The organism is Chthonobacter rhizosphaerae (genome assembly GCF_013839525.1).
Taxonomy (GTDB): Bacteria; Pseudomonadota; Alphaproteobacteria; order Rhizobiales; family Pleomorphomonadaceae; genus Chthonobacter; species Chthonobacter rhizosphaerae.
In genome coordinates this window covers 25,861-48,137 of record NZ_JACDIS010000001.1, presented here as the reverse complement: position 1 = coordinate 48,137, position 22,277 = coordinate 25,861, and the positions used below count along the sequence as shown (strand labels likewise).

Here is a 22,277-nt window from a genome sequence, read left to right as displayed (position 1 = left end):
TATAGCGTGGATGGCCCGCGACCAAAAGGGGGCGCCGGAAACCCGCCGCCCCGCCGCGCGAAAGCGCCCCTCAGGCGGTCAGCGGCATTCCTGGTCGATGCGGTTCACCGCGGCGGTCACGCCGGCCAGCGAATAGGTGTCGGTGGTCACGGTGCCGCGGCGCGACGTGCCGGTGATCACCATGTCGGATCCCGCCCGCATGGCGGCGATCAGGCGGCTCTCCTCGGCGGCGTTCTCCACCCAGGCGCCGCTCTCCTTGGTGAAGAGCACGAAGGTGTCGGTGCCGATCTTGACCGAGGTCTTGGAGCCTTCCTTGTAGGGATAGCCGGTCTCCACGCTGAACTCGTTGCGCACGCCTTCCTTCGGCCGGTTGGTGATGAAGACGTAGGCCGGGTCGCGATTGAGGCCGGCGGGTTCGGTCCGCTGCGGCTGGGTGATGGCGTAGCAGACCTTTCCACCCGCGCCGTTGTACGCATAGGTGGTCCAGCGGTTGAACTGCTCCAGGAGCGTCTGCTGCTGCGCCCCCGCGACCGTCGCTGCGCCGAGGAGCAGGGTGAGCGCCGTTCCGAGCGTGCGTGCGTTCGTCATGTCTTCCGTATTCTCCAGCGTGCCGGACTGACCGAGGCCTTCGGTTAACCAGCATCAAGGTTTCCGTCGAAGCTACGGCCCGATGGTTACCAAACCGTTGCCGGTGAAGGCGAAAAGGCTGCAAGCGAGGTGCCGCGGACCGCCGGGAACGACATCCCGGCAGCGGTGGCGGCATGCGCCTTGGCGAGTTCGACGGAGTTCGTCTATGATCCCTCCGTCGCGCTGCACGCTTGGCCGCAAATCGGGCGAGAGTTTGACAAGGACGGACCTTGGGCGTGAGCTTGCCCTTCGTCCCCTGGTCGGCGGGGCATCCCGGCGCTGAAGCCGGAGTTTCTCAAGTCGGTGACACGCGGTTCGCCTGCGATCGGGCGCGTCACGACCGAACGACGGATTGGGGGCGTCGAGAGTGGTTCGTGAACCGGCCGCCGCACAGAACGAGGCCTTTGCCGGCCTGGTGGAGGAAGTCGCGCGCACCCAGAGCCGCGAAGCCTTCATCCAGTTGTTCGACCACTATGCGCCGCGCATCAACGCCTATCTGGTCCGGCTCGGCACGCCGGGTGGGGTGGCGGAGGAGCTCACCCAGGAGGTCATGGTCACCCTCTGGCGCAAGGCCGCCCTGTTCGACCGCTCCAAGTCGTCGGTCGGCACCTGGCTCTTCCGCATCGCCCGCAACCGCCGGATCGACAGCCTCCGGCGCGACCGGCTCGGCGACCTCGACCCCAACGAGCCGTCGTTCCAGCCGCAGGACAACATCAACGCCGACGACTATCTGGACAGCCAGCTGCGCGAGGAACGCATCCGGATCGCGCTCCGCGAACTGCCGGAGGAACAGCTGCAGCTGATCGAGCTCGCCTTCTTCAAGAGCCTGTCCCACAGCCAGATCGCCGACGAGACGGGCCTGCCCCTCGGCACCGTCAAGTCCCGCATCCGCCTCGCCTTCACCCGCCTGAGGCGGATCCTGGAGGCGGACACCCAGGTGGACGTGGACTAGGCCGGACGACGGCCGAGAGACGCCCCGCCCGGCTGCCGTCCCGTCCGGCGAACAACGATCGCCTTCACCGGACATCGCCATCACGGACCGCGCGCCGTGGCGTCCCGCGCCCGCCCGTCCCTTGCGGGCCAGACGCCCGGAGGAGGGCGGGGCCGCCGGCGCGACCCCTTGTCGTCACGCGGCGTCCATCAGCCCCTTCTTGATCAGCATGGCGTCCACCGCCGGCATCCGGCCGCGGAAGGCCTTGTAGGCCTCTTCCGGATCGACGGAGCCGCCGGCTGCGTAGATGTGCCGGCGCAGGCGGGCGGCGACCGCCGGGTCGAACGGGTCGCCGGTCTCGCGGAAGGCCTCGAAGGCGTCCGCGTCGAGAACCTCCGACCAGGTGTAGGAATAATAGCCGGCCGAATAGCCCCCCGCGAAGATGTGGGAGAAGTGCGGGCTGCGGTGGCGCATGGCGATGCTCTCCGGCATGCCGATCTCGGCCAGAACCTCAGCCTCCACGGCCATCGGGTCGTCCACCGGTCCGCGGGTGTGGAAGGCCATGTCGACGAGGGCCGAGGCGGTGAACTCCACCGCCGCGAACCCGGCGTCGAACCCGCGGGCGGCGAGCACCTTGTCGAGGAGATCCTGCGGCATCGGCTCGCCGGTGGCGACGTGGCGGGCGAACTCCTCCAGAACCACCGGCACCGCCAGCCAGTGCTCGTAGAGCTGCGACGGCAGTTCCACGAAGTCGCGCGACACCGCCGTGCCGGACACGGACGGATAGGTCACGTCCGACAGGATGCCGTGGAGCGCGTGGCCGAATTCATGGAACAGGGTGCGGGCGTCGTCGAGCGACAGGAGCGCCGGCCGGCCCGCCGGAGGCTTGGCGAAGTTGCACACGTTGTAGATGATCGGCAGCCGGCCCGCGCCCGACGCCGTGGGGAGCTTGTGCTGGGTCTGGAACGAGCTCATCCAGGCGCCGGACCGCTTGGTCGGACGGGCGAAGTAGTCGCCGAGGAAGAGCGCCTTCAGGCTGCCGTCCGCGTCGCGGATCTCGAACGCCCGGACGTCCGGGTGGTAGCCGCTGCCCGCCGGCATCTCCACCGCCTTGATGCCGAACAGGCGCTCGGCGACCGCGAAGGTGGCGGCGATCATGGCGTCGAGGGAGAGATAGGGCTTCAGCTCCGATTCGGAGAAGGAGAAGGTGCGGCCGCGCAGCTTCTCCGCGTAGTAGCGCCAGTCCCACGGCATGATGGGATGGTTGCGGCCCTCCTCGCGGACGATCGCCGCCAGGGCCTCCTCGTCCTCCCGGGCACGGACCACCGCCCGGTCCCAGACCTGACGGAGCAGGGTCACCACCGCCTCCGGCGTCTTCGCCATGGTGTCGTCCAGCACGCGGGCGGCATGGTGCGGATGGCCGAGAAGGTTGGCCGCCTCGGACCGGAGCGCCAGCATCTCCTTGATCAAGGGCCGGTTGTCGCGCTCGCCCGGGTTCTCGCCCCGGGCCAGGAAGGCGGCGAGCACCTGCTCGCGCAGGTCGCGCCGGTCCGAGAAGGCCAGGAAGGCCTCCACCAGGGATCGCGACAGGCTCACGGCATAGCGGCCGTCGGCGCCGCGGGCCTTCGCCTCGGCCGCCATGGCGTCGCGCAAGGAGTCCGGCAGGCCGGAAAGGTCGCCCTCGTCGAGGAGGAGCACGGTGGCCTCCTCGTCGGCGAGCAGGTTCTGGCCGAAGCGGGCGCGGAGCGCGGCGAGTTGCTCGTCGATGGCGGCGAGGCGCTCCTGCTCGGGTTTCGCCAGCTTGGCGCCGGAGCGCACGAAGCCCTTCCAGTGGCGCTCCAGCACGCGGGTCTGCTCGGGCGTCAGCTCGAGGCTGTCGCGGCGCGACCAGAGGTCGTCGATCCGGCCGAACAGGGCCGCGTTCATGCTGATCTTCGACCAGTGCCGCGACAGGCGCGGGGCGAGGTCGCGCTCCAGCGCCTGGAGGACCGGGTTGGTGTCCGTGGCGGTGCGGGTCCAGAACAGGGCCGACGTCCGCGACAGGCCCTCTCCGGCAAGCTCCAGCGCCGTCACGGTGTTGTCGAAGGTGGGCGGCTCGGGATTGCGCGCGATGGCGTCGATCTCCGCCTCGTGGGCCGGCAGGAGGGCCGCGAAGGCGGGCGCGAAGTCCTCGTCCCGGACAGCCGAGAACATCGGCAGGCCGTGCGGGCCGGTCCACTCGACGAGGGCCGGATTGAGAGCGGAAGCGGGAGATTCGGTCACGGGGCTGATCTCTTCAAGGCGTGGCGGCCGTCCGGGCGGGAACGGCTGAGGACGAGGGAGGGCCTTCAGGCGCGGCGAAGGCCGAGGAGGCCCGGCGTGGCGTGCCAGACGGCCTGGAGGGCGAAGCCGCAGAAGAGGAGGCCGGAGAGGCGCACGATGGCGTGCTCGTGCCGCCGGTAGAAACGGCGCACCACGCCCGCCCCGATGATGCCGACGAGGATGACGTCGGCCACCAGGAAGCCCACCAGGGAGGCGGCGAGGAGGACCGGCAGGGCCGAGAAGGTCAGCGCGTCCGCCGAGCCGGCGAGGAGGGCCGTGAAGGTGGCGAGCGCCACCGGGTAGCCCTTCGGGTTGGTGAGGCCGAACACGAGCCCGCGGGTGAGCGGCCGCTCCACGGTGACGAGCGCCTCGCCGGGCGCCCGCGGCTTTGCCGTGAGGGCGGACCAGCCGATCCACGCCAGATAGAGGCCGCAGGCGAGGCCGAGCACGTCGAACACCAGGGTGCCGACGGTCTTCGCCCCCACGATGGCGACGAGCGCGAGCCCCGACCAGACGAGGTCGCCGGCCAGGTGGCCGGCGATGAAGCGCGCCCCCGCGCGCCGGCCCTGTCCGGCGCCGATGCCGAGAAGGGCCAGGAAGGCCGGCCCGGGCGTGAGGATGTAGGCCATGGCGGCGAGGAAGGCGGAGACGAGGAGCGGAAGGGTCAACGGAGGGCGCGCCGATCAGGAGGAATCTACCGTATGGGATGCGATGTGCGCTCACCGGTCAAGAGGGCGTTGACGGGCGGGCGGCGGCTCGTCACGCAGGCTCGCGGCCGCCGTCCGCGCGATCGCCGGCCCCGGTCCCGTCCCCCCGGTCCCGCCGCCCAAGTCCCGTCCCCCCGGTCCCGTCGCCGCGCCCCGACGCCGGGACCGGAGCGAAGGCCGGCGCGCCTCAGCCCCAGGGCCGCGTGGCGATCCGGGCCGAACCGCTCTTCCAGTCGGCCGCGTCCAGCATCATCAGCTCGGCCACGTTCTCCTGGCTGACGTAGCCGACGAGCCGGCCCTCGGTGTCGAGCACGGCGGCGAGCGGGATCTCCTTCTCGCCCATCAGTCGCAGCGCCACCTCCAGCCAGTCGCCCGGCCGCACCGCCGGTACGTCCGCCGTCATGGCCTCCAGCACCGGCGTCGCCGGGCCGGTGGCCTTGAGGGCGCGGATCATGGCGTCGCGCGAAAGGAAGCCGCGCAGGCGCCCGCCGCCGTCCACAACCGGGAACTCCCGCTGGGTGGTGCGGATGAGCGCGTCGGCGGCGGTGTCCACCGTATCGGTCGGCGTCAGGCTCTCGAACGAGCGGATCATGGCCTCGGACACGCGCATCTTGCGCGCCCGCTCCATCAGGCCGGTCTGGCCCGCCTCGGCGGAGGCGGCGAGATAGACGAAGATCGCGATGAAGACCAGGATGGCGTTGCCGCCGAAGAGCCCCATGGCGCCGAACACGAAGGCGACGCCCTGGCCGATGGCGGCGGCGATCTCGGTCGCGCGCCGCCGGCCGAGCTTCAGGGCGAGCAGCGCCCGGAGCACGCGCCCGCCGTCCATCGGGAAGGCCGGGATCAGGTTGAAGAGCACCAGGAACACGTTCACCGCCGCCAGCCGGTCGATGAAGGACGCCTGCGGCTCCTCCACCGCCGCGAGGGCGCCGGGATCGAGCTGCGCGCCCACCAGCATCAGGATCGCGGCGATCGCCACGTTCACGAGCGGACCCGCGATGGCGATCACCATCTCCTCGCCGGGCTTCTCCGGCATGCGGGCGAGCCGCGCGAGGCCGCCGATCGGCAGGAGCGTGATGTCCGGCGTCTCGATGCCGTAGCGTCGCGCCGCCACCGCGTGGCCGAGCTCGTGGAGCGTCACGCAGGCGAACACCGCGATCATGAACAGCACGCCGTCGATCGCCGCCGCCTGTCCGCCCTGGGCGTAGGACGCGAAGCCGATCCAGAGGAGGAGGATCAGAAAGGTGAGATGGATCCGGATCTCCGATCCGAACACGCGTCCGAGGGGGATGGACCAGGACATGGGCGGGGCGCTTCCTTGGCGGGCGTCGCTGGACGGGTATACCGGCGACATATGTCGAACGTAGGAAGCGGAAAGGCCGCCCGGAAGATCCGGACGGCCTCGGATGGTCGGCAAGGTCCGGCCGGGCCTCAGCCCCGGTTCCGCTTGGCCAGCGTCCGCAGCCGGAGCGCGTTGAGCTTGATGAAGCCGGCGGCGTCCTTCTGGTCGTAGGCGCCCTGGTCGTCCTCGAAGGTGACGAGGGTCGAGGAATAGAGGCTCTTCGGGCTTTCCCGGCCGATCACCATGACGTTGCCCTTGTAGAGCTTCAGCGTCACCTCGCCCTCCACGTGCTCCTGGCTCCTGTCGATCAGCGCCTGCAGCATCTCGCGCTCCGGCGAGAACCAGAAGCCGTAGTAGATGAGCTCCGCGTAGCGCGGCATCAGCTCGTCCTTCAGGTGGGCGGCGCCGCGGTCGAGGGTGATGCTCTCCATGGCCCGGTGGGCGGCCAGCAGGATGGTGCCGCCGGGCGTCTCGTAGACGCCGCGGCTCTTCATGCCGACGAAGCGGTTCTCCACGAGGTCGAGGCGGCCGATGCCGTTGTCGCGGCCGTAGTCGTTGAGCCGGGCGAGCAGCGTCGCCGGCGACAGGCGCTCGCCGTTGATCGAGACTGCGTCGCCCTTCTCGAAGCCCACCTTTATGACGGTCGCCTTGTCGGGCGCGGCCTCCGGCGAGATCGTCCGCATGTGGACGTATTCGGGCGCCTCCACGGCCGGATCCTCCAGCACCTTGCCTTCCGAGGAGGAGTGCAGGAGGTTGGCGTCCACCGAGAAGGGCGCCTCGCCCTTCTTGTCCTTGGCGACCGGGATCTGGTGCTTCTCGGCGAACTCCAGGAGGTCCGTGCGGCTCTTGAACGACCAGTCGCGCCAGGGCGCGATGATCTTGATGTCCGGGTTGAGCGCGTAGGCGGAGAGCTCGAACCGCACCTGGTCGTTGCCCTTGCCGGTGGCGCCGTGGGCGATGGCGTCCGCGCCGGTCTTCCTGGCGATCTCGATCAGGTGCTTGGAGATGAGCGGCCGGGCGATGGACGTGCCGAGCAGGTAGACGCCCTCGTACACCGCGTTGGCGCGGAACATCGGGAACACGAAGTCGCGCACGAACTCCTCGCGCACGTCCTCGATGTGGATCTCCTTGATGCCCAGCATCTCGGCCTTCCGGCGCGCGGGCTCCAGCTCCTCGCCCTGGCCGAGGTCTGCGGTGAAGGTGACGACCTCCGCGCCGAGCTCCGTCTGCAGCCACTTCAGGATGATGGAGGTGTCGAGGCCGCCCGAGTAAGCGAGCACGACCTTCTTGATGTCGCCCTTGCGCATGGTGTCTCCGAAGGAGGCGTCCGCCCGGATCCGGCCGGGGCGCCTCGTCGCCGATGGTGCGTTGTCGGTCGCGAGAGCCTGGCCCCCGCCGATCGGCCGGCACTTTTAATCGGATTGGCGGGCCGCGCAAGCGCCGGGAAAGCCCTCACCGGAACAGCGCGACGAAGCGGCGGACCGCCCCGGCGCGGCGGGCGAGAAACGCTTTCAGGGCGTCGCCCGTCCGGCCGAGCGCGCCGGCGATCGCCGCGTCGGTCAGCCGGCTCCCGGGGCCGTAGACCGCCCCGTGGACGAGCAGCATGACGAGAAGCGTGAGGAGCCAGGCGATCAGCACGTCGGAGAGGAAATGGCCGCCGAAGGCGATGCGGTTGGCCGAGAGGGCGGCGGCGAAGAGGAGCGTTCCGATCGCCACCGGCTTGCGCCAGCCGGCCGGCACGACGAGCGCGAGGGCGAGGAGGAAGATGGCCGACGAGGCCTCGCCCGATACGAACGAGCAGTTGCTGTCGCAGTGGCCGACCATGGCCCACGGACCCGTGAACGGCAGGTCGCCGCCGAACTCCACCACGTTGCGGGGCCGGGCGCGGCCCCAGTTGTCCTTCAGGATGGTGTTGACGAGGAGGCCCGGCCCGAGCGCCAGCGTGGCGACCAGGAAGAGCGCCGCGCGCGGCGGCAGCAGGAAGCGCGCCCCGGAGGCGAGGAGCGGCACGAGGAGCGACAGGACCGCCAGGACGGCGACCCCGGCCACCACCGCCTGGCCGAGCCGGCGGAACTCCTCCAGAACGGCGACCCGCGCCGCCGGAAAGCCCTGCCCCTCCACGTGGAAGAGGCCGCTGACGGCAAGGTCGAGGTCCGGGACGAGCACGAGCAGAAGGCTGAGGACGAGGGTCGCCGCCAGGGTGAAGCGGACGGGGTAGCGGACCGCGACCGCCGTCAGCCGGCGGACGCCGGAGGTGGCGGGGTTCGGGCCGGCGGGGTGGGACAAGCGGGGTCTCCAGGCCTGAAGCGGCGCGTCGGTCGTCCGGCCCGGCCGGAAGCCGGACCGGAGCCGCCGCCTTGTACCCTTCCGCGGGTGCCGTCGCCAAGGGGCGCGAAAGAGCCGCGCGCGAGGGCGTCCTCGCCACCGCTCACGCGCGCCCGGCCACCGCTCCCGGGCGCCCCGCGCCCAGCCCCGCGCGCCTTGCAGGGAGCGGCGGGCCGACCCATGTTGGAACCGGACGGACCCGAGCCCGGTTCGCCGAACGACCGCAACGGCATGAGCGAGGCCCCCACGATGGCGACGCGCCACTACGACGACCCGGAGATCATCGGCCCGGAGGGCGAGCGGGAGACCCGCGTGCGCCGCGACTTCTGGCGTGTGGCCAAGAAGGCGGCCCGGTCCATTCCGCTGTTCGACGAGGTCGTGGCCGCCTACTACTGCGCCCTCGACCCGAAGACGCCCACCCGCGTGCGGGCAACCCTCCTGGCCGCGCTCGCCTATTTCGTGGTGCCGTTCGACGTGGTGCCGGACTTCCTCCTCGGTCTCGGCTTCACCGACGACGTGACCGTGCTGGCCGCCGCCATCGCGATGGTGCGCTCCAACATCACCGAGGAACACCGGCAGGCCGCCCGCGAGGCGCTGAAGGACGACGCCAGGAAGGTCTGACGGGCGCGGATCGGCGAGGCGGGCCGGCGCTGGCGCCGGGGTTCGGCGGGTCGCGGTCCCCTGCGACTTACCTCCCGGTCGACAACCGCCGTCGTCCTCAGCACTCTCGCGTCCGTCCTCGGTCCCGGAGTCCCAGCCCCATGCGCGCCGTCCTCTCCCACGCCCCCGGCGGTCCCGACACGCTCGTCGTGGAGACCCTGCCCGAGCCGGTGCCCGGCCCCGGCGAGGTGGTGGTCGCCGTGGAGGCGGCGGCGCTCAACTTCATGGACACGCTGATCATCGCCGATCGCTATCAGGTGAAGCCGCCGCGGCCCTTCTCGCCCTCCGCCGAATGCGCCGGAACGGTCGCGGCCCTCGGCGAGGGCGTCACCGGCGTCTCGCTCGGCGATCGGGTCTGCGCCTACACGGGCCACGGCGCGGCGCGGGAAAAGGTGGTGGTCCCGGCGGCCGATCTGGTGCCCGTGCCCGAGGCGGTGCCGTCGGAGGTCGCGGCGGGCCTCATCGTGGCCTACGGCACCACGGTCCACGCCCTGAAGGACCGCGGCCGCCTCCAGCCCGGCGACTGGCTCGTGGTCACCGGCGCCACCGGCGGCGTCGGCCAGGCGGCGGTGGAGATCGGCCGGCTGATGGGCGCGCGGGTGATCGGCGTGGTCGGCTCAGCCGAGAAGGCCGCGGGCGTGCTGGCGCTCGGCGCCGAGGCGGTGATCGACCTCTCCTCGGAGGACCCGAAGGAGCGCGTGAAGACGCTCACCGGCGACGCCGGGGCGGACGTGGTCTACGACGCGGTCGGGGCGGATCTGGTGGACCCGCTGGTCCGGGCCACCGCCTGGGGCGGCCGCTATCTGGTCGTCGGCTTCGCGGGCGGCGACATCCCGCGCCTCGCCCTCAACCTCGTCCTCCTGAAGTCGATCGACGTGGTCGGCGTCCACTGGGGCGCCTGGACCAAGCGCGACCCGGCCGGCCACGTGGCCAACACCCGCTGGCTCCTCGACGCGGTCGCCGACGGACGCCTCACCCCCACCATCCACGCCCGCTACCCGCTGGACCGCGCCGCCGAAGCCCTCGACGAAATCGCCGGCCGCCGCGTCCGCGGCAAAGTGGTCCTGACCCCGTAAAGGCTTCCCGAAAGCCACACCACCCAAACCCGTCACCTCGCCCACGCCCCGCGCCCCGCCCCGCACGTCGCCCTTATCTCGCGCCCCGCCCCCGCCACCCGCTCGGCCGCTGTTTCGCGCTCCGCTCCGCCACCCGCTCCGCCGCTGTTCGCGCTCCGCTCCGCCACCCGCTCCGCCGCTGTTCGCGCTCCGCTCCGCCACCCGCTCCGCCGCTGTTCGCGCTCCGCCCCCGCCACCCGCTCCGCCGCTGTTTCGGGAAGCCAACCGACCAATCCGCAGCCGTTCCAGCCAATCCGCAGCATCCCGGCCAACCGCCCCCCACCGGTCCACCCCATCCACCGGCATGACGGCCCGATCTCCCCCGCCTCGCAGCCTTCCCGATCCCCGCCTCACCCCTTGCGCAGCCCCATCGCCAACGCCAGCCCCACCACGGTCATGGTCGGCACCACCGTGGCCAGGGCGGTCACCGGATCCGCGAAGGTCGCCGCCACGGCGGAGCCCGCGAAGCCGCCGCCCATCTGGAGGAAGCCCATCAGGGCGGCGGCGGCGCCGGCCATGTGGGGGAAGGGCGCGAGGCCGTCGGTGGTCATCGCCGGCATGAACAGGGCGAGCGCGAAGGCGAACACGCCGACCGGCCCCATGATGCCGAGGAAGGTCGGTTCGAGCAGCGTCAGCGAGGCGAACAGCATCACGCCGCCGAGGGCGCAGAGCGCGAGGCCCGGCATCACCAGCCGGCCGGCGTCCAGGCGCGTCAGGAGCCGCCGGGTCACGATCCCGCCGGTGATGAAGGAGACCGACTGCACCATCATGCCGAGGCCGAACGCCGTCGGCGACAGGCCCACCCGGTCGATCAGCACGAAGGGCAGCATGGTGCCGAGGGCGTAGAGGCCCCCGATGGTGAGGCCCACCACCAGGCTCGGCCGCAGGAAGCGCCGGTCGGCGAGGAGGGTCCGGTAGGCGGCGAGCAGCCCCGCCGGGCGGGCGCGGGCCGGATCCGGCGCCCGGTTCGTCTCCGGCATCAGGAGGGCCACCACCGCCAGGAGCGCTGCCCCGTAGACCACCATGCTGGCGAAGATGGCCTGCCAGCCGAACAGCTGGAGCAGGATCCCGCCGATGGTCGGCGACAGGGCCGGGCCGACCGCCAGCCAGATCCCGATCGTGTTCATGATCCGGGCCGACTGCTGGCCGGTGAAGCTGTCGCGCACGATCGCCCGGGAGATGGCGACGCCGGCCGCGGCGCCGACGCCCTGCACGAAGCGGGCGGCGAGCAGCCATTCCACCGTCGGGGCGAGGAGGGCCAGAAGGCTCGCGGCCACGTAGAGCGCCAGGAAGCCGATCACCACGCGCCTGCGCCCATAGCCGTCCGACAAGGGCCCGCAGACGAGCTGGGCGAGGGCGAAGCCGGCGAAATAGGCGGTCAGCGTCGCCTTCACGGCGCCCATGGAGGTGCCGAAGGCGGCCACCAGGGTGGGCATGGCGGGGGTGTAGAGCGCCATGGAGATCGGCCCGATGGCGACCAGCATGGCGCCGAAGGCGGAGGTGGCCCGCTCCGACAAGGCGGGCGCGGTCGCCTGCATCTGGGGATGGGCGGTCATCCGCCGGCTCCCTCGTCGGACGGCGCCGATCCGTCGCCACCGTCGAGGTTGCGCCGCATGGCCGAGAGCGTGGCGCGCAGCCGGTCCACGTCCTCGGGGTCGAGCCCGGCGGTCGCCTCCGCCCGCACGGTCAGCGCCACCTGGTGGATCCGGGGATAGAGCGCGTCCGCCGCCGCCGTGGCGGTCACCCGCTTGGCGCGCCGGTCGCCCGGGTCCGGCATGCGGGCGACGAGCCCGGCCCGTTCCAGCCGGTCCAGGGTGCCGACCAGGGTCATCGGCTCCACCGCCAGCCGTCCGGCGAGAAGGCTCTGGCGGACCGGGCCGTAGGTCACCACGTGATAGAGCGTGCGCGCCTCGCCGGGCGTCACGCCGAGGCCGGCCTCGGCGAGCGCCGCCTCGAACCGCTGGCGGAACAGCCGCGCCACGTCCACCACGATGAAGCCGAGAGGTTCGTCCTGTAGGGGCATGGGGGGCTCGACCGTAAGGTTTCCTTACAGATGACGCCCCCGAGGGCGTTGTCAAGGCGTCGCCCTGGTCGTGTCCGGGCGTGTCCGCCGTCGCCGCGACACCCGCCGGCCGGCCCGCCACGCCGTCCGCCGCGCGGGCTCGCCAAGGCCCGGGTCGGCTCTTTCGGTCGCCGCCGCACGCGCGTTCAAGCGGCAATTGCGCCCATTGTGACGAGATCTTCTTGCTCCTGACACAATGATTCGTATAGTGCGCCGCAATAGGACGGCCCGGTCGAGTGCATTCCCCGGGCCGTCTCCCATTTTCGCTCCCGGACAGCTCATGAAACTTCGCAACATCGCCATCATTGCGCACGTCGACCACGGCAAGACCACTCTCGTCGACGAACTCCTGAAGCAGTCCGGCTCCTACCGCGAGAACCAGCGCGTCGCCGAGCGCGTGATGGACAGCAACGACCTGGAGAAGGAGCGCGGCATCACTATCCTCGCCAAGGCGACCTCGGTGGTCTGGAAGGACACGCGCATCAACATCGTCGACACGCCGGGCCACGCCGACTTCGGCGGCGAGGTGGAGCGCATCCTCAACATGGTGGACGGCGCGATCGTGCTCGTCGACGCCGCCGAGGGCCCGATGCCGCAGACCAAGTTCGTGGTCGGCAAGGCGCTGAAGGTGGGCCTCAGGCCCATCGTGGTGATCAACAAGGTGGACCGCTCGGACGCCCGCGCCCAGGAGGTCATCAACGAGGTGTTCGACCTCTTCGCCAACCTGGACGCCACCGACGAGCAGCTCGACTTCCCGATTCTCTACGGGTCCGGCCGCAACGGCTGGTTCGCCGAGAGCCCGGAGGGTCCGCAGGACCAGGGCATGACGCCGCTGTTCGACCTCGTCCTCCGCCACGTGCCGGAGCCGACCGTGGAGGACGGCGCGCCGTTCAAGATGATCGGCACCCTCCTGGAGGCCAATCCCTTCCTCGGCCGCATGATCACCGGCCGCATCACCGCCGGCACCGTCAAGCCGAACCAGACCATCAAGGTGCTGGCGCAGGACGGCTCGGTCGTGGAGCAGGGCCGCGTGTCCAAGATCCTGGCCTTCCGCGGCCTGGAGCGCCAGCCGATCGAGCTCGGCGAGGCCGGCGACATCGTGGCCATCGCGGGCCTCGTGAAGGGCACCGTGGCCGACACCTTCTGCGCGCCGGAGGTGACCGAGCCGCTCGCCGCCCAGCCGATCGACCCGCCGACCGTCACCATGTCGTTCATCGTCAACGACTCGCCGCTCGCCGGCACCGAGGGCGACAAGGTCACGAGCCGCATGATCCGCGACCGCCTGCTCCGCGAGGCCGAGGGCAACGTGGCGCTGAAGATCGAGGAGAGCGCCGAGAAGGACTCGTTCTTCGTCTCCGGCCGCGGCGAACTCCAGCTTGCCGTCCTCATCGAGACCATGCGCCGCGAGGGCTTCGAGCTCGCCGTGTCCCGTCCGCGCGTCGTCTACCAGAAGGACGAGGCGACCGGCGACACCCTGGAGCCGATCGAGGAGGTGGTGATCGACGTGGACGAGGAGTTCTCCTCCGTGGTCGTCCAGAAGATGTCCGAGCGCCGTGCCGACATGATCGAGATGCGCCCGTCCGGCGGCAACCGCCAACGGCTCGTCTTCTACGCGCCGACCCGCGGCCTCATCGGCTACCAGTCGGAACTCCTGACCGACACGCGCGGCACGGCGATCATGAACCGCCTGTTCCACGCCTACGCCCCCTACAAGGGCGACATCGCCGGCCGCCGCAACGGCGTGCTCATCGCCAACGAGGCGGGCGAGGCGGTGGCCTACGCGCTCTGGAACCTGGAAGACCGCGGCCCGATGATGATCGAGCCCGGCTGGAAGGTCTACCAGGGCATGATCGTCGGCGAGCACAACCGCGAGAACGACCTTGAGGTCAACGTCCTCAAGGGCAAGAAGCTCACCAACGTGCGCGCCGCCGGCAAGGACGAGGCCGTCCGCCTCACCCCGCCGATCCGCATGACGCTGGAGCGCGCGCTGTCCTGGATCCAGGACGACGAGCTCGTCGAGGTCACGCCGAAGTCGATCCGCCTGCGCAAGGCCATCCTCGACCCGAACGACCGCAAGCGCGCCGAGCGCGCCGGCGCCGCCGCCTGATCCGACAGGGGCGTCGAGACTGCGAAAAGGCCGCCGGGGCGATGCTCCGGCGGCCTTTTTTCATGCCCGGTTCCGATCTCAGCCCTCGATCGCAAGCCCCGACCGCCGGGGTCCCGCCTCCGGCCCGCGCCCCTCAGTGGCCCAGGTACACGTCCGGCTGCACGGTCAGCACGGGCGCGTAGTCCTCGCTCTCGAAGTCGGCCTCGTAGAGGATGGACGTGGTGCCGGCGATGTCCACGGTCTTGGCGATCACCTGGGTGATCCTGGTCGGGTCCAGGCTGCGGCTGTTGCCGCGCCAGACGAAGTCCTGGTTCGGCAGGTAGGTGGTGCCCGCGAGTTCCACCACGGCGCCGCCGGCGATGCGGCTCGCGTAGTTGCCCACGTCCGCCCGGTTGGAGGCGAGCACGATGCCGTCCATGGCGCCGGAGGAAGCGGCCTTCAGGCGCACCGTTCCCTGGCCGGAAATGTCCGCGGTGGCCTGCTTGCCGGTCATGTAGAGGCCGACGCCGTCGCCCGACACGTCGCCGTCCGCGGTGATCTTCAGCGGGCCGCCGTCGATGACGTAGATGCCCGGCAGCAGCGTCACCTTGCCCGAGGCCGTCACTGAAAGGCCGCCGCAATAGGTGCCGGGGGACAGGGTCACGTCGCCCTGGTTGATCTGGGTGCCCTTGGCGTTCTTGGAGCAGTGGGTGCCGGTCGGCGCCAGCCAGTTCGCCAGCGGGTCGGCCTGCTGCTTGCAGCCCGCCATCAGGGCGCCGGTGATCGAAGCGGAGGTGCCGTTCACCGACACCTTGCCGGCCGCGCACAGCTTCGTCACCGTCACCTGCGCCGAGCCGCCGATGGTCACCGACGTGTCGGAGGTGGAGTTCGACCACACGGTGCAGCCGCGCGCGTCGAAGGTGGCGCTGCCGGTGATCAGCACGCCGGTCTTGGCGGCCGGGTCCAGCGCCAGCACGCAGGTGCGGCCGTCCCGCCGCTCGCTGATCACCGCGTGGCTGTCCGCCGCGAGCGCGAAGTCCGACACGCCGAAGAGGGACGCGAACACCTTCTTGGCCGGTTCGCGCACCGTCACGGTGGCCGACCGGGTGGCGACGTCCACGGTCACGTCCACCTCCCGGCCGGCGGTGTTGGCAGCCGCGAAGGCGGAGGCGACGGCCTTGGCCTTCGCCTCCGTGTCCGTGGTGCCGTCCGCTTTCAGGAGCACGCCGGCGGCGGCGAGCGCCGCGCTGTCGGCTGCCGCCTGCAGGGCCGCCCTCTGGTCCACCCAGAGCGACACGTCCACCGAAAGGCCGCCCGCGCCCATCAGCACCGGCATGCCGAGCGAAAACGGAATGAGCACGTTGCCGCGCTTCTCTTTGATGAAACGAAGGATCGACTGAATCATTGCCTCTGCCCCGTCCTAACGGACTATGAACAGGGTGCCGCCCAGGATCTCTCCAGCAGGTTTCGCCCGCCGATTGCATTTGACACAAAACGGAGCCATCGGCTTTCTTGTCAGGGTAAACGCGCGGACCGGGTCCATGTCGTTGAAAACGAAGGAGGCTTCATGCCCCGGCCGCCCGCCCGCCGGGCGGGTCCGGCCTCGTCAAATCTTCGTGCCGTGCCGCCTGAATTTCGGATGCCGGCGAAGCGGCGCCGGATGCGTCGGCCTGTCCAGCTTTTCGTTAGCGGCGACGACGCTCGACTGGCGGCACCGTGAAGACCGTCCTAACGCCCTCCGCACATCCCGCGCCACATCCTGAGCCGGCTTTGGAAGCGCCGGTCCGGCCGGCGACGGCGAGCGGTTTCTCATCCGGCGCCCACCGGAGCCTCTCGCACCAGCCCCGCCCCGTCTGCCCCCCGACTGCCGGGGCTCGCGCCCGCCGACCGGCCGCCCGGCCGCCCAGCCCTCGGCGTCTCGCGGCCCTTCGGCGCACGAAGAGCCCCGCCGCAGGCTTCGGGACGGGCCGACCGTCCCGCTGATCCCGTCGCGCACGAAAAAGCCCGCCGCGTCCTTCGGACGGGCGGGCCGCATGTCGGCTCCGATGGGTCTGACGTCGATCAGGCGGTGCCGGCCGGCGCGCGGACGGTGTCCTCGATCCCGAGCAGGAAGCGCAGGTCGGGGCGCTCCTTGGCGACGTCCGCGATCGTATAGCGATCCAGCACGCTGAAGAAGGCGCCGAGGGCCTCCCGCAGGATCCGGTTGTACTCGCAGCTCATGGTGAGCGGGCAATTGTGCGCGCCCTCGTCGAAGCAGTCGGCCAGGATGAAGTTCTCCTCGGCCGCCCGCACCACGGCGCCGATCCGGATCTCCTCCGCCGGCTTCCCCAGCATGATGCCGCCGTTCCGCCCCCGAATGGTGCGGATGAAGCCGGCGTCGACCAGGACCTTCAGGATCTTGAAGAGATGCGTCTCCGACATCTCGAAACTCGACGCGATATCCGCCACCCGGCTCGGCCGATCGGGATTGGCCGCGCAGTAGAGCAGGATCCGGACGGAATAGTTGGTTTGCTGAGTGAGCCGCATGGTCCCCAGATAAGGTCACTCCGCCCGCCGGGTCAAGGTTTGAGTCGTTCTAAAGAGTGCGAAGGCCGCTGAGGGCTCGATTGTGAAGGCGGACGGGAACGTGGTGCAGGCCTCGACCACGTCGACGCGGGAGTAACGTCCCGGCGAGCCCCATCCTCTCCCGTCATGGTCCGCGACGGCGGCCCCTAAGCATTTCGCCATCGTCGCGGGGCGTCGCTCTTTCATGCCTGGTGGTCTCACCCCTTCATCCATGCCGCGAACGCGTCCGCATAGTCCGGGTGCCAGCGCGACAGGGCGGGGCGGTTCTCGATCACGTCGTCCATGGCCCAGCGCATGCGCTTCTCGTCCATGGGGCGGGTCACGTCGTTGTCCGGGCAGAGGATGTAGAAGTCGCCGCGGTCCACAGCCTCCATCATGAAGTCGATCACCTGTTCGGGCGTCCACGCCGCGTCGGGCTTTACGGACGTCCGCACGCGGGTGAAACCGGTGAAGGTGAAGCCCGGGATCAGGAGGTGCGCGGTCACGCGGCATCCCTCGCGGCTGCGCAGGTCGTGCGCCAGCGCTTCGGTCACCACCTTCACGCCGGCCTTTGAGACGTTGTAGGCGGTGTCGCCGGGTGGCGTGGTGATGCCCTGCTTGGACCCGGTCACGATCACGGCGCCGGGCTCGCCCCGCTCCATCATGCCGGGCACGAAAGCCTGGATGGCGTTCACGACGCCGAAGAGGTTGGTGCCGATGGTCTCGGTCCAGCGGATCGGGTCCGCGAACAGCCCGCCGCCGCCTTCCCGGCCGGCGTTCGGCATCAGCACGGTGGCGGGGCCGAGGCGCGCCTCCACGGCGTCGCGCAAGGCCACCAGGGCCGCCCGGTCCGACACGTCCGTCGGCACGGCGATCACCCGGTCGTCGCCGCCCGCAAGCGCCGCCACCGCCGCGCGGGCCTCCTCCAGCATGGGCTCGTTCACGTCGGCGAGCGCCACCTTCAGGCCAAGGCCCGCGAACCGCTCCGCCGCCGCGCGGCCGATGCCGCTCGCCGCGCCGGTGACGACGGCGACGCCGTCCGTGGTGAAGGCGGGATGGGTGGCCATGGGCGCGCTCCGATGCGGGTGTGACGACGGCCGGACGATGACCGCCCGACGCTTCCCCCGTCAACCGCCGAAGCGGAGAAGCGATCCCGGCCCGGCCCGGTCCATTTCGAAGCGAAGAGCCGTCGGCCGCCCCTCGCCCGTCATCCCGGCGAAAGCCGGGATCCAGCCGTCCGCGTCCCCACCCGCATCGCGGCGGATCGGCCCGCATCCGCTCCGGCCCCGCCCTTCGCCATGTGACGGTCCGGGCGCCACACCCGCCGCCAACGAAAAAGGGCGGCGCCTCGCCGTGCCGCCCCTGGTCCTCTCGCCCCGCCCGGCTCAGACGAACTGGCCGTGGCAGTGCTTGAACTTCTTGCCCGAGCCGCACGGGCAGGGCTCGTTGCGGCCGACGTTGCCCCAGGTGGACGGGTCGGCGGGGTTGCGGGCGGGGGCGCGGCCCTCCTCGTCGAACACGGTCGCCAGCATCGGGGCGGCCGCGAGGGCGAACTCGTCCTCGCCGGTCACCGGGTCCAGGTGGTGGGGCGCCATGCCGGCGTCGTCGAAGGTCGGCGCCGGCGGGGCGTCCCGCTGGACGAGCTCAACGCGCATCAGCTGGGCCGTGGTCGCCTGCCGGAGCTGCGCCAGCAGCGCCTCGAACAGCGTGAAGGCCTCGGTCTTGTACTCGTTCAGCGGGTCGCGCTGGCCGTAGCCGCGGAAGCCGATCACCGAGCGCAGGTGGTCCAGGTGGGCCAGGTGCTCGCGCCACAGGTTGTCGAGCGTCTGGAGCAGGATCGCCTTCTCCACCTGCCGCATCACGTCCGTGCCGAAGCGCTCCTCGCGCGCCGTGAAGGCCTCGTCGGAGGCCTTCTTCAGGCGCTCCTCGATCTCCTCGTCGGCGATGCCCTCCTCCTTGGCCCAGTCGGCCACGGGCAGGTCCAGGTTCAGCGTCTCCCGCACCTCGCGGGCGAGGCCCTCCACGTCCCACTGTTCCGCGTAGGCGTTCTCGGGGATGTGCTTGGCAACGAGGTCGGCGATGACGTCGTGGCGCATCTCCGCCACCGTCTCCGACACGTTCTCGTCGGTCATCAGTTCGATGCGCTGCTCGAAGACCACCTTGCGCTGGTCGTTCATCACGTTGTCGAACTTCAGAAGGTTCTTACGGATGTCGAAGTTGCGCGCCTCGACCTTCTGCTGCGCCTTCTCCAGGGCCCGGTTGATCCACGGGTGGATGATGGCCTCGCCGTCCTTCAGGCCCAGCTTCTGCAGCATGCCGTCCATGCGGTCGGAGCCGAAGATGCGCATCAGGTCGTCCTGGAGCGACAGGTAGAAGCGCGAATGGCCCGGGTCGCCCTGGCGGCCGGAGCGGCCGCGCAGCTGGTTGTCGATGCGCCGGCTCTCGTGGCGCTCGGTGCCGATCACGAACAGGCCGCCGGCGGCCAGCGCCTTCTCTTTCAGCCGGGCGATGTCCTCGCGGATCTTCTGCTCGCGCGCGTCGCGCTCCGGTCCGGGCGGCACGTCGGCGAGCTCGCGGGCGATGCGCATGTCGGCGTTGCCGCCGAGCTGGATGTCGGTGCCGCGGCCGGCCATGTTGGTGGCGATCGTCACCGCGCCCGGCACGCCGGCCTGGCTGATGATGAAGGCCTCCTGCTCGTGGTAGCGGGCGTTCAGCACCTGGAAGACCATCTCGTCCGCGTGGCCCTGGTCGCCGTCGTAGAGCACGTCGAACGACTTCTGCTTGAAGCCGGCCCTCGTCAGCATGGTGGCCAGCGTCTCGGACTTCTCGATCGAGGTGGTGCCCACCAGGACCGGCTGGCCCTTGGCCTTGGCCTCCTTGATGGTCTCGATGATCGCCTTGTACTTCTCCTCGACCGTCCGGTAGACCTCGTCGTCGTCGTCCTGGCGGGCGACCGGCCGGTGGGTCGGGATCTCCACCACCTCCAGGCCGTAGATGTCGGCGAACTCGTCCGCTTCCGTGGAGGCGGTGCCGGTCATGCCGGCGAGCTTGCCGTACATGCGGAAGTAGTTCTGGAAGGTGATCGACGCGAGCGTCTGGTTCTCCGGCTGGATCCGGACGTGTTCCTTCGCCTCCAGCGCCTGGTGCAGGCCGTCCGAATAGCGGCGGCCCGGCATCATGCGGCCGGTGAACTCGTCGATGATGATCACCTCGTCGCCCTTGACGATGTAATCCTTGTCCCGCTGGAACAGCCGGTGGGCGCGCAGCGCCTGGTTGATGTGGTGGACGACCGAGACGTTCTCCACGTCGTAGAGCGCGCCGCCCTTCAGAAGTCCGGCGGCCTTCAGGCGCGCCTCCAGCTTCTCGGTGCCGGCCTCGGTGAAGATGGCCGTGCGCTGCTTCTCGTCCACCTCGTAGTCGCCGGGCTCCAGGCCCGGGATGAAGGTGTCGATGGTGTTGTAGAACTCCGAGCGGTCGTCCAGCGGGCCGGAGATGATCAGCGGCGTGCGCGCCTCGTCCACCAGGATGGAGTCCACCTCGTCGACGATGGCGTAATGATGCCCGCGCTGGACCATGTGGTCGCGCTGGTACTTCATGTTGTCGCGCAGGTAGTCGAAGCCGAGCTCGTTGTTGGTCGCGTACGTGATGTCGCAGGCGTAGGCCGCGCGCCGCTCCGGATCGGAGAGGCCGTGCACGATGATGCCGGTGGAGAGGCCGAGGAAGCCGTAGACCCGCCCCATCCACTCCGCGTCGCGGCGGGCGAGGTAGTCGTTCACCGTCACCACGTGGACGCCCTTGCCGGGCAGGGCATTCAGATAGGTGGCGAGCGTCGCGACGAGCGTCTTGCCCTCGCCGGTCTTCATCTCCGAGATGGCGCCCTCGTGGAGCACCATGCCGCCGATCAGCTGCACATCGAAGTGCCGCTGGCCGAGCACGCGCCGGGCCGCCTCGCGCACGGTGGCGAAGGCCGGCACCAGGAGGTCGTCCAGATCCGCCCCGTTGGCGAGCTGTTGGCGGAAATCCGCCGTGCGCGCCTTCAGCTGGTCGTCGGAGAGGGCCTGGACCTCGCTCTCCAGCGCGTTGATGGCGGCCACCCGCGGCCTGTAACCCTTGACCCGGCGGTCGTTCGCCGAACCGAACAGCTTGCGCGCCAGCGCGCCGAAGCCGACCATGGCAGCCAATCCTTCCTGACGGGGTTCTGGCGCCCGCGCCGGATGCGGCGGCGAGCGGAAGACCCGCTTGATAACGAACGTCCGTCGTCGTCAAACCGGTCCCGCGCCGTCAGGGGCGGAAGCCGTCGGCGGCGGGAGCGCCGGCCCCCGTCGTGGCGTCGGCGGCGGGCCGGTCAGCGGCCCGGCCACCCGCGTCAGGGGCCCGACCCTACCTAAGAGGGGACCCCGGCCTTGTCAACGTTCCGCCTTCCCCGCGCCCCAGAGCCGCGCTATACGCCGAAGCCGAGACGTCCGGCGGCCGACGGAAGAGGGGAGGCGGCCGGGCGGGGGCATGCCATCGCACGCCCGCCCCTGGCGGGACCGACACACCGCGAAAGCCGGGCGAAGCCCCGGCATCCGCGACACGACAAGGCAAGAGGAAACCTTCCCATGCAGATCCTGAACACCCGGGCCATCGCCCGCCGGGCCGCGAGCCTCGCCTCCACGGCGCTGGTGGCCGGCGTGCTGGCGCTCGCCCCCGCCGCCGCGCAGGAGGGCGACGTGCTCGCCCGCGTCAACGGCAAGGACATCACCAAGACCGAGGTCGACCTCGCCCTCGACGTCTTCGGCGAGCAGCTCGCCCAGGTGCCCGAGGCCGCCCGCCGCACCATCGTGCTCGACGCCCTCATCGACATGCACGTGATCGCCGACGCCGCCAAGGCGGACGGCCTCGACCAGAGCCAGAAGTTCAAGGACCGCATGTCCTTCCTGTCGGCCCAGGCGCTGCGCAACACCTATATCGAGGAGAAGGTGCAGGGCGCCGTCACCGACGAGGAGCTGAAGGCCCGCTACGAGAAGGACCTCGCCGGCTACGAGGCGCCCGAGGAGGTGAAGGCCCGTCACATCCTCGTGAAGACCGAGGAGGAGGCCCGCGCCATCATCAAGGATCTGGACGGCGGCGCCGACTTCGCCAAGATCGCGGCCGAGAAGTCGCAGGATCCCGGCTCCAAGGTCAACGGCGGCGACCTCGGCTTCTTCACCAAGGGCCAGATGGTGCCGGAGTTCGAGACGGCCGCCTTCGCGCTGCAGCCGGGCGCCTACACCAAGGACCCGGTGCAGAGCCAGTTCGGCTGGCACGTGATCAAGACCGACGAGAAGCGCACCCAGCCCGCCCCCACCTTCGAGGAGGTGCGCGAGCAGGTGGCCTCCGTGGTCCAGCGCGAGAAGTTCCAGGAAGTCCTCGGCGACCTCAAGGGCAAGGCGAAGGTGGAGCGACTGGATCAGGCCGCCGAGGCTCCGGCGGCTGCCCCGGGCGCGGCCCCGGCCGAGGGTGCGCCGGCGGCAGGGGGCGCTCCGAAGCCGGAGTGAGTCAAACAGAGGTTTGGCATCGCTGTTTAGACAGCTGTTACCCGGCGAGCGCATGCGT

The 22,277-nt window shown here is 70.7% G+C and carries 17 protein-coding genes; 5 read left to right on the top strand and 12 right to left on the bottom strand.

Features of this window, described 5'->3' with window-relative positions; genetic code table 11:
* Positions 1 to 78: 78 nt before the first annotated feature.
* Positions 79 to 588 (bottom strand): invasion associated locus B family protein, encoded by a 510-nt coding sequence (locus HND91_RS00190; RefSeq protein WP_181704504.1) that lies wholly within the window; start codon positions 586 to 588, stop codon positions 79 to 81.
* 406 nt (positions 589 to 994) lie between these two features.
* Here HND91_RS00190 and HND91_RS00185 point away from each other — a divergent pair, with 406 nt between their 5' ends.
* Positions 995 to 1,579, top strand: coding sequence for a sigma-70 family RNA polymerase sigma factor (locus HND91_RS00185; RefSeq protein ID WP_181704503.1), 585 nt, complete (start codon positions 995 to 997; stop codon positions 1,577 to 1,579).
* A gap of 174 nt (positions 1,580 to 1,753) precedes the next feature.
* Here HND91_RS00185 and HND91_RS00180 read toward each other — a convergent pair whose 3' ends face one another.
* The 5 genes from HND91_RS00180 to HND91_RS00160 all read right to left on the bottom strand — a co-directional run bounded on the left by HND91_RS00180 (position 1,754) and on the right by HND91_RS00160 (position 8,194).
* Positions 1,754 to 3,820 carry a M3 family metallopeptidase gene (locus tag HND91_RS00180; protein WP_343056994.1) on the bottom strand — a complete coding sequence of 689 codons (2,067 nt, stop codon included), beginning with the start codon at positions 3,818 to 3,820 and terminating at the stop codon, positions 1,754 to 1,756.
* Between the two features lie 65 nt (positions 3,821 to 3,885).
* Positions 3,886 to 4,527 (bottom strand): LysE family translocator, encoded by a 642-nt coding sequence (locus tag HND91_RS00175; protein WP_181704502.1) that lies wholly within the window; start codon positions 4,525 to 4,527, stop codon positions 3,886 to 3,888.
* Positions 4,528 to 4,753: 226 nt separating this feature from the next.
* Entirely contained in the window at positions 4,754 to 5,869 is a 1,116-nt protein-coding gene (locus tag HND91_RS00170) for a site-2 protease family protein (protein WP_181704501.1), read from the bottom strand.
* 128 nt (positions 5,870 to 5,997) lie between these two features.
* Positions 5,998 to 7,215 (bottom strand): argininosuccinate synthase, encoded by a 1,218-nt coding sequence (locus HND91_RS00165; RefSeq protein WP_181704500.1) that lies wholly within the window; start codon positions 7,213 to 7,215, stop codon positions 5,998 to 6,000.
* A gap of 145 nt (positions 7,216 to 7,360) precedes the next feature.
* Positions 7,361 to 8,194 carry a phosphatase PAP2 family protein gene (locus tag HND91_RS00160; protein WP_181704499.1) on the bottom strand — a complete coding sequence of 278 codons (834 nt, stop codon included), beginning with the start codon at positions 8,192 to 8,194 and terminating at the stop codon, positions 7,361 to 7,363.
* 288 nt (positions 8,195 to 8,482) lie between these two features.
* Between HND91_RS00160 and HND91_RS00155 the strand changes: the two genes are divergently transcribed.
* Together HND91_RS00155 and HND91_RS00150 are read left to right on the top strand one after the other, a co-directional pair.
* The gene (locus HND91_RS00155) at positions 8,483 to 8,854 is read left to right on the top strand and encodes a YkvA family protein (RefSeq protein WP_181705160.1); all 372 of its coding nucleotides are present in this window, start codon (positions 8,483 to 8,485) and stop codon (positions 8,852 to 8,854) included.
* A 140-nt stretch (positions 8,855 to 8,994) separates the two neighbouring features.
* Entirely contained in the window at positions 8,995 to 9,969 is a 975-nt protein-coding gene (locus HND91_RS00150) for an NADPH:quinone oxidoreductase family protein (protein ID WP_181704498.1), read from the top strand.
* A gap of 389 nt (positions 9,970 to 10,358) precedes the next feature.
* Here HND91_RS00150 and HND91_RS00145 read toward each other — a convergent pair whose 3' ends face one another.
* Positions 10,359 to 11,564 (bottom strand): multidrug effflux MFS transporter, encoded by a 1,206-nt coding sequence (locus tag HND91_RS00145; protein ID WP_246329231.1) that lies wholly within the window; start codon positions 11,562 to 11,564, stop codon positions 10,359 to 10,361.
* Entirely contained in the window at positions 11,561 to 12,031 is a 471-nt protein-coding gene (locus HND91_RS00140) for a MarR family winged helix-turn-helix transcriptional regulator (RefSeq protein WP_181704497.1), read from the bottom strand. Before HND91_RS00140 ends, HND91_RS00145 begins: the two co-directional genes overlap by 4 nt.
* Positions 12,032 to 12,350: 319 nt before the next feature.
* On the opposite strand from HND91_RS00140, the gene typA reads away from it, so the two are divergent.
* Positions 12,351 to 14,177 (top strand): translational GTPase TypA, encoded by a 1,827-nt coding sequence (typA, locus tag HND91_RS00135; RefSeq protein ID WP_181704496.1) that lies wholly within the window; start codon positions 12,351 to 12,353, stop codon positions 14,175 to 14,177.
* Positions 14,178 to 14,310: 133 nt separating this feature from the next.
* On the opposite strand, the gene HND91_RS00130 is transcribed toward typA, so the two are convergent.
* From HND91_RS00130 to secA, 4 genes are all read right to left on the bottom strand, one after another.
* On the bottom strand, positions 14,311 to 15,561 hold the full coding sequence (locus tag HND91_RS00130; protein ID WP_181704495.1) for a pilus assembly protein TadG-related protein: 1,251 nt from the start codon (positions 15,559 to 15,561) through the stop codon (positions 14,311 to 14,313).
* Between the two features lie 656 nt (positions 15,562 to 16,217).
* Complete coding sequence (rirA, locus tag HND91_RS00125) at positions 16,218 to 16,682, bottom strand: iron-responsive transcriptional regulator RirA (RefSeq protein WP_181704494.1); 465 nt, start codon at positions 16,680 to 16,682, stop codon at positions 16,218 to 16,220.
* A 236-nt stretch (positions 16,683 to 16,918) separates the two neighbouring features.
* The gene (locus HND91_RS00120; protein ID WP_181704493.1) at positions 16,919 to 17,767 is read right to left on the bottom strand and encodes an SDR family NAD(P)-dependent oxidoreductase; all 849 of its coding nucleotides are present in this window, start codon (positions 17,765 to 17,767) and stop codon (positions 16,919 to 16,921) included.
* A 318-nt stretch (positions 17,768 to 18,085) separates the two neighbouring features.
* Positions 18,086 to 20,872 carry a preprotein translocase subunit SecA gene (gene secA, locus HND91_RS00115; RefSeq protein ID WP_181704492.1) on the bottom strand — a complete coding sequence of 929 codons (2,787 nt, stop codon included), beginning with the start codon at positions 20,870 to 20,872 and terminating at the stop codon, positions 18,086 to 18,088.
* A gap of 429 nt (positions 20,873 to 21,301) precedes the next feature.
* Between secA and HND91_RS00110 the strand changes: the two genes are divergently transcribed.
* Positions 21,302 to 22,219 carry a peptidylprolyl isomerase gene (locus tag HND91_RS00110; RefSeq protein WP_181704491.1) on the top strand — a complete coding sequence of 306 codons (918 nt, stop codon included), beginning with the start codon at positions 21,302 to 21,304 and terminating at the stop codon, positions 22,217 to 22,219.
* Positions 22,220 to 22,277: the final 58 nt, after the last annotated feature.

Bases quoted from the DNA above. Each gene is read 5' to 3' on its own strand.
- HND91_RS00150 (WP_181704498.1), top strand. From the start codon at position 8,995: ATGCGCGCCGTCCTCTCCCACGCCCCCGGCGGTCCCGACACGCTCGTC.
- secA (WP_181704492.1), bottom strand. From the start codon at position 20,872: ATGGTCGGCTTCGGCGCGCTGGCGCGCAAGCTGTTCGGTTCGGCGAAC.
- HND91_RS00145 (WP_246329231.1), bottom strand. From the start codon at position 11,564: ATGACCGCCCATCCCCAGATGCAGGCGACCGCGCCCGCCTTGTCGGAG.
- HND91_RS00130 (WP_181704495.1), bottom strand. From the start codon at position 15,561: ATGATTCAGTCGATCCTTCGTTTCATCAAAGAGAAGCGCGGCAACGTG.
- HND91_RS00155 (WP_181705160.1), top strand. From the start codon at position 8,483: ATGGCGACGCGCCACTACGACGACCCGGAGATCATCGGCCCGGAGGGC.
- HND91_RS00140 (WP_181704497.1), bottom strand. From the start codon at position 12,031: ATGCCCCTACAGGACGAACCTCTCGGCTTCATCGTGGTGGACGTGGCG.
- HND91_RS00120 (WP_181704493.1), bottom strand. From the start codon at position 17,767: ATGGCCACCCATCCCGCCTTCACCACGGACGGCGTCGCCGTCGTCACC.
- HND91_RS00170 (WP_181704501.1), bottom strand. From the start codon at position 5,869: ATGTCCTGGTCCATCCCCCTCGGACGCGTGTTCGGATCGGAGATCCGG.
- rirA (WP_181704494.1), bottom strand. From the start codon at position 16,682: ATGCGGCTCACTCAGCAAACCAACTATTCCGTCCGGATCCTGCTCTAC.
- HND91_RS00110 (WP_181704491.1), top strand. From the start codon at position 21,302: ATGCAGATCCTGAACACCCGGGCCATCGCCCGCCGGGCCGCGAGCCTC.
- HND91_RS00190 (WP_181704504.1), bottom strand. From the start codon at position 588: ATGACGAACGCACGCACGCTCGGAACGGCGCTCACCCTGCTCCTCGGC.
- HND91_RS00165 (WP_181704500.1), bottom strand. From the start codon at position 7,215: ATGCGCAAGGGCGACATCAAGAAGGTCGTGCTCGCTTACTCGGGCGGC.
- typA (WP_181704496.1), top strand. From the start codon at position 12,351: ATGAAACTTCGCAACATCGCCATCATTGCGCACGTCGACCACGGCAAG.